Origin of the sequence: Massilia atriviolacea, assembly GCF_003953935.1 — a bacterium.
Classification (GTDB): domain Bacteria; phylum Pseudomonadota; class Gammaproteobacteria; order Burkholderiales; family Burkholderiaceae_D; genus Telluria_A; species Telluria_A atriviolacea.
In genome coordinates, this window is the sequence record NZ_RXLQ01000003.1 from 213,941 (window position 1) to 228,369 (window position 14,429).

14 protein-coding genes are annotated in these 14,429 nt (G+C 66.2%); 9 read left to right on the forward strand and 5 right to left on the reverse strand.

Annotation, left to right across the window (positions count from 1 at the left end; all coding sequences use genetic code 11):
* The first annotated feature begins 27 nt into the window (after window positions 1-27).
* Complete coding sequence (locus EJB06_RS06215; RefSeq protein ID WP_126073152.1) at window positions 28-684, forward strand: glycoside hydrolase family 19 protein; 657 nt, start codon at window positions 28-30, stop codon at window positions 682-684.
* 25 nt (window positions 685-709) lie between these two features.
* Here the strand turns inward: EJB06_RS06215 and EJB06_RS06220 are convergent, their stop codons facing one another.
* Window positions 710-1,294 carry a CGNR zinc finger domain-containing protein gene (locus EJB06_RS06220; protein ID WP_126073153.1) on the reverse strand — a complete coding sequence of 195 codons (585 nt, stop codon included), beginning with the start codon at window positions 1,292-1,294 and terminating at the stop codon, window positions 710-712.
* A 125-nt stretch (window positions 1,295-1,419) separates the two neighbouring features.
* Here EJB06_RS06220 and EJB06_RS06225 point away from each other — a divergent pair, with 125 nt between their 5' ends.
* Window positions 1,420-2,355 (forward strand): alpha/beta fold hydrolase, encoded by a 936-nt coding sequence (locus EJB06_RS06225; RefSeq protein WP_126073154.1) that lies wholly within the window; start codon window positions 1,420-1,422, stop codon window positions 2,353-2,355.
* 18 nt (window positions 2,356-2,373) lie between these two features.
* On the opposite strand, the gene EJB06_RS06230 is transcribed toward EJB06_RS06225, so the two are convergent.
* A complete protein-coding gene (locus EJB06_RS06230; RefSeq protein WP_126073155.1) occupies window positions 2,374-3,432 on the reverse strand; it encodes an N-acetylmuramoyl-L-alanine amidase-like domain-containing protein in 1,059 nt (352 codons plus the stop codon).
* A 442-nt stretch (window positions 3,433-3,874) separates the two neighbouring features.
* On the opposite strand from EJB06_RS06230, the gene EJB06_RS31750 reads away from it, so the two are divergent.
* Both EJB06_RS31750 and EJB06_RS31755 read left to right on the forward strand, forming a co-directional pair.
* Window positions 3,875-4,033, forward strand: coding sequence for a hypothetical protein (locus tag EJB06_RS31750; RefSeq protein WP_164557842.1), 159 nt, complete (start codon window positions 3,875-3,877; stop codon window positions 4,031-4,033).
* A gap of 95 nt (window positions 4,034-4,128) precedes the next feature.
* Complete coding sequence (locus tag EJB06_RS31755; protein ID WP_164557843.1) at window positions 4,129-4,305, forward strand: hypothetical protein; 177 nt, start codon at window positions 4,129-4,131, stop codon at window positions 4,303-4,305.
* Between the two features lie 69 nt (window positions 4,306-4,374).
* On the opposite strand, the gene EJB06_RS06235 is transcribed toward EJB06_RS31755, so the two are convergent.
* Window positions 4,375-5,268: a LysR family transcriptional regulator ArgP gene (locus EJB06_RS06235; RefSeq protein ID WP_126073156.1), complete on the reverse strand. Its 894-nt coding sequence runs from the start codon at window positions 5,266-5,268 to the stop codon at window positions 4,375-4,377.
* Between the two features lie 112 nt (window positions 5,269-5,380).
* Between EJB06_RS06235 and EJB06_RS06240 the strand changes: the two genes are divergently transcribed.
* From EJB06_RS06240 to EJB06_RS06260, 5 genes are all read left to right on the forward strand, one after another.
* A complete protein-coding gene (locus tag EJB06_RS06240) occupies window positions 5,381-5,995 on the forward strand; it encodes a LysE/ArgO family amino acid transporter (RefSeq protein WP_126073157.1) in 615 nt (204 codons plus the stop codon).
* Window positions 5,996-6,103: 108 nt separating this feature from the next.
* A complete protein-coding gene (locus EJB06_RS06245; protein ID WP_126073158.1) occupies window positions 6,104-6,478 on the forward strand; it encodes a LiaF transmembrane domain-containing protein in 375 nt (124 codons plus the stop codon).
* Window positions 6,468-7,217 carry a LiaI-LiaF-like domain-containing protein gene (locus EJB06_RS06250; protein WP_126073159.1) on the forward strand — a complete coding sequence of 250 codons (750 nt, stop codon included), beginning with the start codon at window positions 6,468-6,470 and terminating at the stop codon, window positions 7,215-7,217. Before EJB06_RS06245 ends, EJB06_RS06250 begins: the two co-directional genes overlap by 11 nt.
* Window positions 7,217-8,278: a sensor histidine kinase gene (locus tag EJB06_RS06255; protein ID WP_126073160.1), complete on the forward strand. Its 1,062-nt coding sequence runs from the start codon at window positions 7,217-7,219 to the stop codon at window positions 8,276-8,278. Before EJB06_RS06250 ends, EJB06_RS06255 begins: the two co-directional genes overlap by 1 nt.
* The gene (locus EJB06_RS06260) at window positions 8,266-8,988 is read left to right on the forward strand and encodes a LytR/AlgR family response regulator transcription factor (protein WP_126073161.1); all 723 of its coding nucleotides are present in this window, start codon (window positions 8,266-8,268) and stop codon (window positions 8,986-8,988) included. The genes EJB06_RS06255 and EJB06_RS06260 overlap by 13 nt, the downstream gene beginning before the upstream one ends.
* Before the next feature lie 1,468 nt (window positions 8,989-10,456).
* Here the strand turns inward: EJB06_RS06260 and EJB06_RS06265 are convergent.
* Both EJB06_RS06265 and EJB06_RS32420 read right to left on the reverse strand, forming a co-directional pair.
* On the reverse strand, window positions 10,457-12,712 hold the full coding sequence (locus tag EJB06_RS06265) for an ATP-dependent DNA helicase (RefSeq protein ID WP_229426952.1): 2,256 nt from the start codon (window positions 12,710-12,712) through the stop codon (window positions 10,457-10,459).
* A complete protein-coding gene (locus tag EJB06_RS32420) occupies window positions 12,709-14,352 on the reverse strand; it encodes a VRR-NUC domain-containing protein (protein WP_164557844.1) in 1,644 nt (547 codons plus the stop codon). The genes EJB06_RS06265 and EJB06_RS32420 overlap by 4 nt, the downstream gene beginning before the upstream one ends.
* Between the last annotated feature and the right edge of the window lie 77 nt (window positions 14,353-14,429).

Sequence of the window (14,429 nt, forward strand, 5' to 3'; positions counted from 1 at the left end):
GAGGGTCCGCACAGCAAAGGAGCCGCCATGGCCGGGCCTGTCGTCATCACGCTCGGCCAGGTCGACCAGCTTGCGCCGGATGCGCTGCCGGTCTATCGCACGGCCCTCGGCGCGGAGCAGCATTTCCTGGAGCATTTCGGCATCGCCGCGTCCGCCTTGCGGGTGAGCCATTTCATGGCGCAGGTATTGCACGAATCGGCGGCACTGAGCCGCACTGTCGAAAACCTGCGCTACAGCGCGCAGCGTCTGCCCCAGGTCTGGCCGCAGCGTTTTCGTCCGCGCGGCCCGCTCGATCCCGCCAGTTTTGCCAATGACGACGTGCGGCTGGCCAACGAAGTCTATGGCGGCCGGCTCGGCAACGACCGTCCCGGCGACGGCTACCGCTATCGCGGCCGCGGACTGTTGCAGCTGACTGGAAAGGACAGCTACGCACAGGCGACCGATGCGCTCCAGGCCGGCTACCCCCTGGCGCCCGATTTCGTGGCCGAGCCCGACGCGGTGATCTCGGCGCGCTGGTGCCTGGGCGCGGCGGCGGCGATCTGGGTCGCCAAGGACTGCAACGAGGCGGCCGACGAGGACGACATCGTGCTGGTCACGACCCGCATCAACGGCGGCACGGTCGGCCTGGCCGAGCGCCGCCGCTGGCTGGCGCGCACGCGGGCCATGTGGGGCGGCACTGCCTGACGCTCCGCCCGGCAAGCGCCTGCCTTCAGATGGCGCTTCTTTTCCGGAACTGCGCCGCCTTGTAGCGATTGCCGCACAAGGCCATGCTGCACCAGCGGCGCTTGTGCGCCTTGGTGCGGTCGTAGAACCACAGCACGCAGTCGGGGTGCTCGCATTGCTTGACGAGGGCGAAATTGCCGTCGACCAGTAACTGCGCCACCGACTCGGCGAGCGGACCCAGCAGCGATGCGAGCGGATCGGCGCGCACCGCGCGCGCCAGCACCGGCCGGCCTTCGCTGTCGATGTCCAGGTGCGGCGCGCTGAGGTAGGTGTGCAGGTAGGCGTTCAGGGCGGCGGGATCGATCGGCTGGTCTTGCTTGCGCTGGCCGACCAGGCGCCGCGCCAGCGTGCGCAAGGCCGCCGCCTGCGCCAGCAGGCCGGGCTTGTCGAGCGTCTCCCCGCCCGCTGGCGGGACGATTCCGCAGCGCGCCAGCCATGCGAGCACATCGTCGCCGCTGTGCCAGAAGTCGACGCTCTCCCCATTCTCGCGGGCCTGCGTATTCAACAGATCCATGGCCAGATGGTCGCCGACCAGCGGCGCTTCGGCGGGCTGCGTTCCTGCATTTGTCATGAGTAACCCCTAAAATTGTATTTGACAGGTTACTCAATGCGGCGCACAATCCACTCAAGTAACTAGTTAATTGAAATTATACCGGTTATCCAGATGCCACGCACCCATCACCGCCAAGGAACATCATGAACGTCAAGACCAGTCTGTTTGCAGCCGCCACCCTCGCCACCTCCCTCGGCGCCAACGCCGCGCCAGAGGCGCCGCAGGTCCACCACAAGAGCATGGAAGTGCAAGGTGTCAACTTGTTCTATCGGGAAGCCGGCGCGCCGGATGCGCCAACCGTGCTGCTGCTGCACGGCTTCGGCGCGTCCTCGTACATGTTCCGCGAGCTGATCCCGCAACTGGCCGGGAAGTACCATGTGATCGCCCCCGACCTGCCCGGTTTCGGGCAGACCAGCGTCCAGCCTGGCGTGAAGTTCAGCTATACCTTCGACAGGCTGGCGTCGGTGATCGACGCCTTCACCGTGGCGAAAGGCGTCGAGCGCTACGCCATGTATGTGTTCGACTACGGCGCGCCGGTCGGCTGGCGCCTGGCGGTCGACAACCCGCACAAGATCAGCGCGATTGTGAGCCAGAACGGGAATGCCTACGAAGAAGGCTTGAGCGAGGGATGGGCGGACATGCGCCGTGCCTGGGCCGCGCCCACCGCCGCCAACCGCGAGGCGCTGCGCCGCTTCAACACGCTCGACATGATCGAGTGGCAGTACACCGAAGGGGTCAACGATGCCTCGCTGATTGCGCCCGAGGGCTGGCAGCTGGCTCACGCGGCCATCGAGCGCATCGGCGTCGACGCGCAGATGGATCTGCTGCTCGACTACGGCCAGAACATCAGGCAGTATGCGCGGCTGCACGAGTTTTTCCGCCGCACCCAGCCGCCCACGCTGGCGATCTGGGGCAGGAACGACCCGTTCTTTCTCCCGGTCGGCGCCGAAGCGTTCAAGCGCGACAATCCGAAGGCCGAGGTGCGCTTCCTCGACACCGGCCACTTTGCCATCGAAACCCACGGCAAGGAGATTGCGGCGCAGATGCTGGCGTTCCTGGACCGCGGCATCAAGCGCTGATGGTGAGTACCGGCGCCCTCAGCGCGTGGCCGTCGCCGTGGTCTTGGCGGCCACGGCCACCGGCGCGCCGGGACGCGGCTGCGGCGCCGCCGGCGGCACCACGATATTGTCGTTCAGGCGCAGGAACTTGAAGCCCGCCAGCTTCATGCCGTTCTTGCCGTTGCGTTCTTCGCGCGCCGCCGTGCGCGCATAAAACGCCTCGAAGCTTTCTTCGCGCACTTGCGGTTCGGCCGAATTGAGGAAGTTGCGCTGCCCGTTCGCGTCGACCACGATCAAGCCGACGTGCGAGGCCCAGAATTTGCCGCCGCGCGTGGAGATCACGTTCACCAGGTCGCCGTCCTGGAGTTGCCCGATCACGCTGGCGACCTTGTCCTTGGCCACATAGGTTTCCTGGCTCAGTTGCACCGGAATGTTACTGGCCGTGTTGTGCCGCATCTTCAGGAAAGCGGTGCGGTCGATCTTCATGTCGTAGGCGGCAGCGTCGGCGCCGGCCAGCATGCCGCTGATGTCCGACACCAGCCAGGCATTATTGATATTCCAGTCCACCTCGGTGTAATGGTTGCGCGTCGCCACGCCGACCACGCCATCCTTGTAGCGAATGCGCTGCAGCATCCAGAAGAATTCTTCCCACGACCGGCTCAGCGCCATCGCGTAGGTGTGCTCGGCGAACACCACGCAGTCGCTCGCCTGCAGGCTGAACATCGGCAGGTTGTCGTGCAGCTCGTAGGGATACTCGCCCAGCAGGTTCAGCACATACGGCTGGCCGATATTCTTGCGGCCGATCGCGGCGATGCGCTTGCGCAGGTCCGGTTCGGCGCTATGCATATAGGCGATGTAGCGACCGGCTTCGGCCGGCGTCATCTGGTAAATCTGCTTGCGCTGCAAGGTCGCCAGGTCGAACGGCGGCGCGGCGGGCGGCAGCGGCGCCGCAGCGACAGGCTCGGGCGCAGGCGGCGCCACCGGTTCGGGTGCGACTGGCGCCGGTACGATGACGGGCGCCGCCACAGGCGGCGCGGGCGGGGCGCTGGCGCACGCTGCCAGCATGGTGCTAAGGACAAGAAGGGGAGCAAGACGCATTGGGAATCGATATTGAACGCTAATCCGACACGCTAACCGCAGCCGTCACGTTTGACAATGGCAAAGTGTTGCGCGCTCATAAGGAAATTGCGGCTTGCCGAAGCGGCATTGCCAGCATGGATAGACCGGATGGCAATCGCTGCGCATGCGTGCGCGCGCGGCGGCGGTATCGCCGCATCGCATAGCGCCTGTCAGTACAGGCTGTATGCGACGCGGCCGAAAAATGCGCAGGGCGATTTGCGCGCCAGTGTGCGGCAACGAACGGTTGGGTTAGCGCCCAGCCCTTATGATGAAGCTGTGTGAGTGAGGGGCCCAGCGGCGAATTCCAACGGTGACGCCTCCTCAGCAGGTTAGCCGGTCGCCTCGAGGATCGGCACCAATTCTCTGATGCCAGCGCACGCGGAGCGCTGGACCTGATCAACAAACGGAAGCGGAGGTCATCATGCCTGCCATCAGTCACCCACCCAAGCATCTGGTGCGCGAATATCTTCAGCGCCGCTCGCGTGATCCCAAGCCGCCACCGTCGCCGGAAGAAATCCGGCGCGAACTGGGATGGGGTTTGCTGCTCCCGGGCTTGAAGCTGGCGCCGATTCGGCGCTGACCTCCTCCTGTCCTACAAGAACCTTGCATTTTGTCCTATTTTTTCCGTCGCAGCGTTCTACCATAATCCTAAAAACATCAACACAGGAGTCTCCCATGACAAATCGAATCGGTAACAAAGACATCGCCCAGCATCGCGGCAAAGCCGAGAAAAAAGACATCAAGCGCACCAATATCGCGCGCGAAGCCATCAAGAAGGCGATTGCCGCTTCCAAGTACCGCAACCAGGTCCGCAACCAGCCTGCGCCAGAGGCCTTCCTGCCACCGGCCTGATCGTTCTTCGGTACACGACAAACAACCCGCAGCGTCAACGCTGCGGGTTGTTTGTTGTGTGCTTGCCGTTCAGGCCTGCTGGCGCAATGCCGCCCGCGTGACCTCGACCAGTCGCGCACTGAGCCGCTCCAGCTTGGGCGACTGCACCCGCCAGGCGTGCCAGTACAGCATCACATCGGTCGGCTTGTCGGGCGCCAGGTCGAGCAGGGCGCCTGTGTCGATATCGTCCCTGAACTGCTGTTCCGGCACCATCCCGTATCCGAGCCCCAGCCGCACCGCATGCGTGAACGCATCGCTCGACGGAATGTAGTGACAGGGATAACTGCCTGCGGGCAGTCCCAGTTCGCGCAGGAGGAAGGCTGCCTGCAGGGCATCCTTGCGGTCGAACACCATGACCGGTGCGCGCCGCGCCGCCTCGCGCTGCAAGCCGTCGGGAAACCAGCGCGCGGCAAAGGCCGGCGTGGCAAGCAGGCGGTAGCGCATCGCCCCCAGCCGCTCCACCGTGCAGCCGCGCATCGGCTGCGCTTCGCTCGATACCCCCGCCAGCGCCGCGCCTTGCGACAGCAGGGTGTAGGTATGGTCCTGGTCGTCGAGCGCGATGTCGAGCATGATCTGTTCCTCGATCAGGAAAGAGGCCAGTCCCGGCAGCAGCCAGGTGGCCAGCGTGTCGTTGTTGACGGCCAGGGCGATGCTCAGGGGATGCGCATCGTTGTCGGCCGATTCCGCCAGAAACTCCGCTTCCAGCAGGCGGCTGCGGCGCAGGTATTGCAGCAGGCGCTGGCCCGCATGGGTGGCGCGGCAGGGCTTGCTGCGGATCAGCAGCGGCATGCCCAGTTCGCTTTCGAGCGCGCTGACCCGTTGCGACACCGCCGATGGCGTCAGGTGGAGCAGGGCCGCCGCCTGCTCGAAACTGCCGCTATCGATCACGGCCAGTAGTGCTTCGCCCTTGCGCGTATCGAGCATGGCGGCCTCCCGCATTAGAAAAATTTAATTATACGTAAAGAAGTTAATCCCGCTTCACTTCATGGCGGCGATCTTGCACAATTGTTGCTCTTGGTTATCAACTGGAGTCTGCATGCCCTATGTTTCCACGTTTTTCAACGGCCTGGCCTTGTGCTTTGGCCTGATCGTCGCCATCGGCTCGCAGAATGCCCACGTGCTGCGCATGGGCCTCAAGCGCGAACACGTGGGCCTGACCGTGCTCGCCTGCATCGTGATCGATGCCGCGCTGATCGGGCTCGGCGTGGCCGGCGTCGGCACGCTGGTGCAATCGTCGCCACTGCTGCTGGGCGCGGCGCGCTGGGGCGGGGCGGCCTTCCTGCTGTGGTACGGCCTGCGCAGCTGGCGCGCCGTGTTCGCCAGCGCCGCCCTGACGGTGGGGCCGGCCGCGCCCCGCATCGGCGCGCGCCAGGCCCTGGCCAGCGTGGTCGCCCTGTCGCTGCTCAACCCGCATGTCTACCTCGATACCGTGGTCCTGCTCGGCGCCATCGGCGGCAATTTTGCGCCGCCGGAACGCCCGGCCTTCGCCCTCGGCGCCATGAGCGCCTCGGCCCTGTGGTTCTGCGCCCTCGGTTACGGCGCCACCCGCCTGTCCGGCCTGTTTGCCCGTCCCGCCGCATGGAAATGGATCGACGGCATCACCGGCACCATGATGCTGGCGCTGTCGGCCTCGGTGGCGTTCGGCTCCTAGGCCACCGCTGCGCCATTCACCGGGCGCCAGCCGCCATTCGCCGAAATCCGCTGTCCAGCGCCGCGCAGGCGTTGTATCGTTTGGCCTGTACCGACTACAGGAGCTGACGTGTCAAATAAATCCTCTTACGAATGGCGCAAGCAAATGATGTGGGGCTTGCTGCTGATCGGCTTCGGCACCCTGGTGCTGCTCGACCAGCTGGACGTCTACCACGTCGACGGCCTCTGGCATTACGCGCCGCTGGTGCTGACCGTCATGGGCGTCAACAAGATGATCGGTTTTCCGACCGCCAAGGACTTCACCACCGGCCTGTGGATGGTCTTCGTCAGCCTGTGGCTGTTCGCGGTATTCGAAAACCTGTTCGGCCTGACCTTCAGCAACGGCTGGCCGGTCCCCGTCATCTTTTGCGGCGTGACGATGATCCTCGAACCGTTCATCGAACGCCGCCTTGCACCAGAAACGGAGCCCGCCAATGAAAAATAAGCTGCGTAGCGCCGGCGTGCCCAACCAGGTCTGGATCGGCCTGGCGGTGATCGCCTTCGGCATGCTGTTCCTGCTCGATAACCTGGACATCATCGACCGCCACCGCGTGATGTACTTCTGGCCGGTGCTGGTCGTCATCGGCGGCCTGGTCAAGTTCGCCGAAGCGGACTCGCGCCACGAGCGCATGGTGTTCGGCCTGATCGCCGCCGCCGGCGCGGTCCTCACGCTCAACCGCCTCGGCTACGGCTACTTTTTCAATGCGCGCACCCTGTGGCCGGTGCTGCTGATCCTGTTCGGCATCGGCGTGATCCATAAAGCCCTGCGCAAGCGCGTGCCGCCGCATGGGGTGCCGCTGGAAGAGAAAGACGGCGCCGGCGCCGCACCGTTTCCCCGCGCGGCGGGCAAGGACGACGATGCCGTGGTCGACATCAGCGCTTTCCTTGGGGCCGTCAAGCGCCGCATCGTCACAGCGGATTTTCGCGGCGGCGACATCAGCGCCTTCATGGGCGACTGCGTGCTCGACCTGCGCGAATCGTCGATCGCCGGCGAGGCCGAGCTCAATGTGTTCGCGGTCATGGGCGGCATCACCGTCAAATGCCCGCCCGACTGGACCGTCATCCTCAATGGCACGCCGGTGCTGGGCGGCTTCGAGGATAAAACCTCGCCCGCCCCGAACAGCAGCAAGCGCCTCACCATCCGCGGCTACGCCGTCATGGGCGGCGTGGAAGTGCGCAACTGATGCAGGGACCGTTCTCCACGCGGCGCGGCGCGGGCCTGTACCTGCTCGCGTGGCTGCTGCTGGCGATCGTGTTCGCGGGCCTGATCGTGGCCGCCAGCGGCGCCGCGTGGACCGGCGGCTTGCTGTTTACCGTTCCGGTGACCTTGCTGTACGGCTGCGCCGCCGGCTTCTCGGCTTATTACCTGTGCCGCGCCTATCCGCTGGGCGAGCGCAGCGCGGTCTCGGTGCTGGCCGTGTTCGCGGCCGCGTCCACACTCGCCAGCCTGTTGTGGACCGCGCTGTGCAGCGCCTGGAACGCCGTCTGCGAGGCCATTACCATGAGCGCGCCCCTGCACGCGGCGATCTTCGGCCTGGGCGTGATGCTGTACGCCTTGAGCGCCGTGGCCCACTACCTGGCGCTGGAATTCCAGCGCGCGCGCGCCGCCGAACGGCGCGAACTCGAAGTGGCCCTGATGGCGCAGGATGCCGAGCTGCGCATGCTGCGCACCCAGATCGATCCGCATTTTCTGTTCAACAGCCTCAATTCGATCAGCGCGCTGACCTCCATCGACCCGGCCCGCGCGCGCGACATGACCGTGCGCCTCGCCGATTTTTTTCGTCACAGCCTGGGACTGGAAGCGGGCCGCAAGGTCACGCTGGAGGCGGAAGCGACGCTGGCGCTGCATTTCGTCGCCATCGAAAAAGTACGCTTCGGCGCGCGCCTGAACATCGAGCAGGACATCGACCCCGCCGCGCTGGCCTGCCTGCTGCCGCCGATGATCCTGCAGCCCCTGGTCGAAAACGCCGTCAAGCACGGCATCGCCCAGCTGACCGGCGGCGGCACCATCCGCATCGCGGCGCAGCGGGCCGGTTCGATCCTGAAAATCGTCGTCGAGAACGATATCGACGCCGATCCGCCGGCCGCCGGCGGCAACGGCATCGGCCTGGCCAATGTGCGCCAGCGCCTGGCGGCCACCTACGGCCACGAGGCGAGCATCCACTGGGCGCGGGAGGCGCAGCAATTCCGGGTGGCGCTGTCGCTGCCCGCCCACACTACGGAGAATGAAGCATGCGCGTCATAATCGTCGACGATGAAGACCTGGCCCGCGCCCTGGTGCGCGAGTTCCTGGCCCGGCATGCCGACATCGAGATCGTGGCCGAATGCGCCAACGGCTTCGACGCCGTCAAGGCCATCACCGAGCTGGAACCGGACCTGGTCTTCCTCGATATCCAGATGCCCAAGCTGAGCGGCTTCGACGTGGTGGAACTGGCCGGCAGCAAGGCGCGCTACATCTTCGTGACCGCCTTCGACCAGTACGCGCTCAAGGCCTTCGAGATCCATGCCGTCGATTACCTGCTCAAGCCATTCAGCCAGCAGCGCTTCGATCGCGCGCTGGCGCATGCGCGCACCGGTATCGGCAAGGGCGCGGTGGACGCCGTGGTCCAGGAAGCGGCGCTGCGCAACAAGCCGCTGGAGCGGGTACTGATCCGCGATGGCGCGCGCGTGCACATCATCGTCTCGGCGCAGATCGACTACGTCGAGGCGCAGGACGATTACGTGCGCATCAGCGCTTGCGGCAAGCACTACCTGAAGAACCAGCGCCTGTCGGAGCTCGAAAGCCAGCTCGATGCGGCGACCTTTGTGCGGGTGCACCGTTCGTGGATGCTCAACCTGGGCGCGATCGATCGCATCGAGCAGGGGCGCGACAGCCATACCGCGATTCTCAAGGACGCGACCCGGATTCCCGTCAGCCGCAGCGGCTACCAGAAGGTCAGGGCGCTGCTGGGCTGATGCCCGTGGTTCCCAGCACCGTTGGGCCCTGCCACCGTCGTTCCCGCGCAGTCGGGAACCCAATTTGTCACCGCACCGGCGGATCCTGGAACTTGGGTTCCCGCCTGCGCGGGAACGACGGGTTTGGAGGAAACGCTTACGACAGGGCTTGGGTGAATGCGACACGCGCCTGGTCCAAATGCTACCAGCGGCCCTATCACCGTCGTTCCCGCGCAGGCGGGAACCCAATTTGTCACCGCACCGGCGGATACTGGAACTTGGGTTCCCGCCTGCGCGGGAACGACGGGTTTGGAGGAATCGCTCACGGCAGGGCTTGGGTGAACGCGACACGCGCCTGGTCCAAATGTCACCAGCGGCCCTACCACCGTCGTTCCCGCGCAGGCGGGAACCCAATTTGTCACCGCACCGGCGGATCCTGGAACTTGGGTTCCCGCCTGCGCGGGAACGACGGGTTTGGAGGAAACGCTCACGGCAGGGCTTAGGTGAATGCGACACGCGCCTGGTCCAAATGCTACCAGCGGACCTATCACGGTCGTTCCCGCGCAGGCGGGAACCCAATTTGTCACCGCACCGGCGGATCCTGGAACTTGGGTTCCCGCCTGCGCGGGAACGACGGGTTTGGAGGAAACGCTCACGGCAGGGCTTAGGTGAATGCGACACGCGCCTGGTCCAAATGCGACCAGCGGCCCTATCACCGTCGTTCCCGCGCAGGCGGGAACCCAATTTGTCACCGCACCGGCGGATCCTGGAACTTGGGTTCCCGCCTGCGCGGGAACGACGGGTTTGGAGGAATCGCTCACGGCAGTGCATGGGTGAACGCGACACGCGCCTGGTCCAAATGCTACCAGCGGCCCTATCACCGTCGTTCCCGCGCAGGCGGGAACCCAATTTGTCACCGCACCGGCGGATCCTGGAACTTGGGTTCCCGCCTGCGCGGGAACGACGGGTTTGGAGGAATCGCTCACGACAGGGCTTGGGTGAACGCGACACGCGTCTGGTCCAAATGTCACCAGCGGCCCTACCGCCGTCGTTCCCGCGCAGGCGGGAACCCAATTTGTCACCGCACCGGCGGATCCTGGAACTTGGGTTCCCGCCTGCGCGGGAACGACGGGTTTGGAGGAAACGCTCACGGCAGGGCTTAGGTGAATGCGACACGTGCCTGGTCCAAATGCTACCAGCGGCCCTGCCACCGTCGTTCCCGCGCAGGCGGGAACCCAATTTGGTACAGTACCGGCGGACCCTGGAACTTGGGTTCCCGCCCGCGCGGGAACGACGGGTTTGGAGGAAACGCTCACGGCATGGCTTGGGTGAATGCGAGACGCGCCTGGTCCAAATGCTACCAGCGGCCCTGCCACCGTCGTTCCCGCGCAGGCGGGAACCCAATTTGTAACCGCACCGGCGGACCCTGGAACTTGGGTTCCCGCCTGCGCGGGTACGACGGGTTTGGAAGAAGCGCCGACGACAGGGCTTAGGTGAGCGCGACACGCGTTTGCTCCACATGCCACCAGCGCGGCAGCAGTTCGCGCACCTCCGGCTGGGCGAAGCGGTCGTCGATCAGGTACACCACGCCACGGTCGCCTTCCGTGCGGATCACGCGGCCGGCCGCCTGCACCACCTTCTGCATGCCCGGATACAGGTAGGTGTAGTCGTAACCGGCGCCGAAGGTGGCCTGCATGCGCTGGCGGATCTGCTCGTTGACCGGATTCATTTGCGGCAGCCCGAGCGTGGCGATGAAGGCACCGATCAGGCGCGCGCCCGGCAGGTCGATTCCTTCGCCGAAGGAGCCGCCCAGCACCGCAAAACCGACCCCGCGGCTCTCCAGCGTGAAGCGGCCGAGGAAAACATCGCGCTCGCTCTCCTGCATGCGGCGCGGCTGGCGGAACACGGGAACCCCGGGGTGATCGCGTTCGACCCGCTCGGCCACCTGCTCCAGGTAATCGAAGCTGCTGAAAAACGCCAGGTAATTGCCTGGCGCCTCGGCGTACTGGCGCGCGATCAGGGCCGCGATCGGCGCCACCGAGCGGGCCCGGTGCGTGAAGCGTGTCGAGATATCGCGCACCACATGCACGCTTAACTGGTCGGCGACGAACGGCGAGTCGATGTCGACCCAGGCCGTGTCCGGCGGCAGTCCAAGGGCGTCGCTGTAGTAGTTCCGGGGACTGAGGGTGGCCGAAAACAGCGCCGTCGCATGGGCCAGCGCAAAGCGCGGCTTGAGGAAGGGCGCCGGCACGATATTGCGGATCGCCAGCGTGGAGGCATGCGCGCCCTCGCGCGTGCAGTCGATCATGGAATGCTCGGCGAAGGTGTCGGCCAGCCGGGCGAAGTGCAGGGCGTTGAAGTAGAAGCGCTGCAGGTCCGGCTCCATCGGCCCCGGATTCTCGGCCAAATGGTCGGTGATCGCGCTCGACGCCCCTTGCAGCGCATCGAGCAGTTTCTCGGGCGGCGCGTCCAGCACTTCGTAATCGGCGCCATCCTTCGCCGGCCAGTTGCGGCCCACCTTGTCGAGCGCCTTTTTCAGGTGCGCCGGCGCCACCGCGCGCGCCGCCCGCAGCGCGCCGCGTTCCAGGTCGGCCGAATACATCTTGCGTGCGCGCGACACCATGTTGTGCGCCTCGTCCACCAGCACGCTCACGCGCCACTGGTTGGCCAGGGCCAGCCCGTACAGCATGGCGCCCATGTCGAAGTAGTAGTTGTAGTCGCCCACCACCACGTCGCTCCAGCGCGCCATTTCGCTGCCCAGGTAATACGGGCACACGTCGTGCGCCAGCGCGACCTCGCGCACGCTTTCGCGGTCGAGCAGCGGCACGTCGCGCGCCGCGCTGCGCGCCGCCGGCAGGCGGTCGTAGAAGCCCTTCGCCAGCGGACAGGAGTCGCCGTGGCAGGCCTTGTCGGGATGCTCGCAGGCCTTGTCGCGCGCGACCAGTTCCAGCACGCGCAGCGGCATGCCGGGGGCGCTGCGCTTGATCGCTTCGGCCGCGTCCAGCGCCAGCTTGCGGCCGGGGGTCTTGGCGGCCAGGTAGAACACCTTGTCCAGCCGGTGCAGCGGCGCCGCCTTGAGGACCGGGAACAGGGTGCCGACGGTCTTGCCGATGCCGGTCGGCGCCTGCGCCAGCACGCAGCGCGCGCCGCTGTTGGCGCGAAAGATGGTTTCGGCCAGGTCGCGCTGGCCCGGACGGAAGGCCGCATGCGGAAAGCGAAGCGCGCCCAGCGCCGCGTCGCGCGCGTCGCGGTGACTGAGCTCCTGCGCGGCCCAGGCCACGAAGCGCTCGCACAGCTCGGCGAACACGACGCGCAGCTCGGCCGCGCCGCGGGTTTCGCGCAGCACGGTTTCGGTCTGCTTGCCGATGTCGAAGTAGACCAGCGCCAGCGACACCTGCTCCAGCCCGAGCTGCGCGCACAGCAGGTGTCCGTAGACGCGCACCTGGGCCCAGTGCAGGTGGCGGTGATTGGCCGGCATGCGATCGAGGTCGCCGCGAAAGGTCTTGATTTCCTCGATCAGCTGCTGGTCCGGGTCGTAGCCGTCGGCGCGGCCGCGCACCAGCAGCGGGCCGTACTCGCCGGACAGACTGACTTCTTTCTGGTAGCCGGGGCCGCGCCGCTCGGCCACCACGGCGTGGCCGGCGATGCCTTCCTGCGCGCTGGGCGAGGGCGTGAAGCGCAGGTCGAGGTCGCCCTGCTTGGCCGCGAATTCGCACAGCGCGCGCACGGCGACGACGTAGCTCACTGCGCCCACTGCAGGTAGCACACCGAAATCGGCATCTCGTGCGCGGCGCAGTACTCGATCCAGCGCAGCTGGTTGTCCTGCAGGCGGTCGCCCGGGCCTTTGACTTCGATCATGTTGTAGCGCCGCTCGCCGGGCCAGAACTGGATCAGGTCGGGAAAGCCGTTGCGGTTGGCCTTGATGTCGAGCAGGATGCGCTCGCACCATTTTTTGAGGTGCGGCGCGGGGATGCAGGCCAGCGCCATGTCGAGCAGCTCGGGAGCGAGCGCTTCCCAGGCCACGAAGGGCGACTGCAGTCCGCGCTTGGCGGCGTAGTTGGCGCGGATGGTGTCCAGGTAGCGGCCGTCGTCGAGCTGGTCGAGGCAGGCGCGGAATTCGCGCTCGCGGCGGCGGTAAAAGTCGGCGCTGTGCAGGTCGGCCGGACCGCGGTGGAAGGGGTGGAAGAAGGCGCCGGGAATGGCGCTGAACACCGGGCCCCAGCACAGCAGCCCGAACAGCGAGTTGATCAGCGCGTTCTCGACGTAGAACACGGGCGCGTCGGCGCGCGCCAGGTGGTCGCGCACGATGCCTTCGACCCACCAGTTCGCTTCGAGCGGCATCGGCAGGCTCAGGTCGAGCCGCTGCACCGCCGGATTGCGCCGCGACGGCAGCGGCTGGTGCCCGAGCTTGCGGCGCAGGCGCGGCGCGATGCGCAGCAGTTGCTGGCGCTCGGCGTCGCTCTCGGGCGCGGCCTGGGCCCGCTCCAGCAGCGCGTACGCTTCGGCGTAGCGCTCGTGCTTTTCCAGCACGCGGATGGCGCGCGCCCGCGCACCCGGATAATTGCAGCAGGCGTACAGTTGGAAAGCCTGGCCCCAGTCCTGTTGCTTTTCCACGTGCTGGGCGATCTGGAACATCAGCCGTTCGCGCCGGCTGTCGATCCATTCGTTATCGAAAGCATCGCGCGGCAGGGCGGCCAGCACCTCGTCCAGTGCGTCGCCGGCCCGGAAGCGCTCCTTGCACTGGTGCAGGGCCAGGTAATCGTCGACATCGCGGCGCGTGCGGAAGCCGCGCGAGGACGCCGAAAACTCCACCTTTTCATACTGGAACAGGCCGAGGTCGGACAGCACGAATTCGGTCCAGTCCTGGCGCAGGTTGCCGAAGAAGATCAGGCGCAGGCGCTCGCACAGGTCCTTGACGGCGATGCTGTAGACGGTGTCCGGCGAATCGCGGTACCAGGCCGAAAACGCGCGCGCGGCGCCGAAGCCCTCGCGCAGGGCGGCCAGCTGCTCGCCCTTGCGCGCGCTCTTTTCGTGCAGCGACAGGCTGAAGATGGCGCCGATCTCGGCCTTGAGCAGCAGGTCGAACAGCTCGTCGAGCGAGAGCACCGGGTCGGCCCGGACCCAGCCGGTCGGAAGCAGGTGGCGCGCGGCGTCGACTGCGCAGCCGATTTCGGCGTAGTTGAGTTTGCTGGCGCGAAAGACCGTGCCCTTGCGCATGACCATGCGCACCAGCAGCGCGCGCGAGGCTTGCGGCAGCGACGGGAAGGCGGCAATGAACGCCCGCTCCTCGTCGGTGAGCAGGTCGTCATAACGCCCGGCAATCCATTCCAGTACCCGGTGGAAGTTATCCAGGTAGTAGAACTCATTCTCAAGAACTTTGCGCATCGTACTGCGGACCATCGACCGACACCTGTAATTATGTACAGTATATCGCCAGTGGCCGGCAAACCCCAGCAAAATCG

What these genes read in the sequence shown, in the direction of transcription:
- EJB06_RS06250 (WP_126073159.1), top strand. Translation starts at nt 6,468, where the DNA reads ATGAAAAATAAGCTGCGTAGCGCCGGCGTGCCCAACCAGGTCTGGATC.
- EJB06_RS06240 (WP_126073157.1), top strand. Translation starts at nt 5,381, where the DNA reads ATGCCCTATGTTTCCACGTTTTTCAACGGCCTGGCCTTGTGCTTTGGC.
- EJB06_RS06260 (WP_126073161.1), top strand. Translation starts at nt 8,266, where the DNA reads ATGCGCGTCATAATCGTCGACGATGAAGACCTGGCCCGCGCCCTGGTG.
- EJB06_RS31755 (WP_164557843.1), top strand. Translation starts at nt 4,129, where the DNA reads ATGACAAATCGAATCGGTAACAAAGACATCGCCCAGCATCGCGGCAAA.
- EJB06_RS32420 (WP_164557844.1), bottom strand. Translation starts at nt 14,352, where the DNA reads ATGCGCAAAGTTCTTGAGAATGAGTTCTACTACCTGGATAACTTCCAC.
- EJB06_RS06230 (WP_126073155.1), bottom strand. Translation starts at nt 3,432, where the DNA reads ATGCGTCTTGCTCCCCTTCTTGTCCTTAGCACCATGCTGGCAGCGTGC.
- EJB06_RS06215 (WP_126073152.1), top strand. Translation starts at nt 28, where the DNA reads ATGGCCGGGCCTGTCGTCATCACGCTCGGCCAGGTCGACCAGCTTGCG.
- EJB06_RS06235 (WP_126073156.1), bottom strand. Translation starts at nt 5,268, where the DNA reads ATGCTCGATACGCGCAAGGGCGAAGCACTACTGGCCGTGATCGATAGC.
- EJB06_RS06225 (WP_126073154.1), top strand. Translation starts at nt 1,420, where the DNA reads ATGAACGTCAAGACCAGTCTGTTTGCAGCCGCCACCCTCGCCACCTCC.
- EJB06_RS06220 (WP_126073153.1), bottom strand. Translation starts at nt 1,294, where the DNA reads ATGACAAATGCAGGAACGCAGCCCGCCGAAGCGCCGCTGGTCGGCGAC.
- EJB06_RS31750 (WP_164557842.1), top strand. Translation starts at nt 3,875, where the DNA reads ATGCCTGCCATCAGTCACCCACCCAAGCATCTGGTGCGCGAATATCTT.
- EJB06_RS06255 (WP_126073160.1), top strand. Translation starts at nt 7,217, where the DNA reads ATGCAGGGACCGTTCTCCACGCGGCGCGGCGCGGGCCTGTACCTGCTC.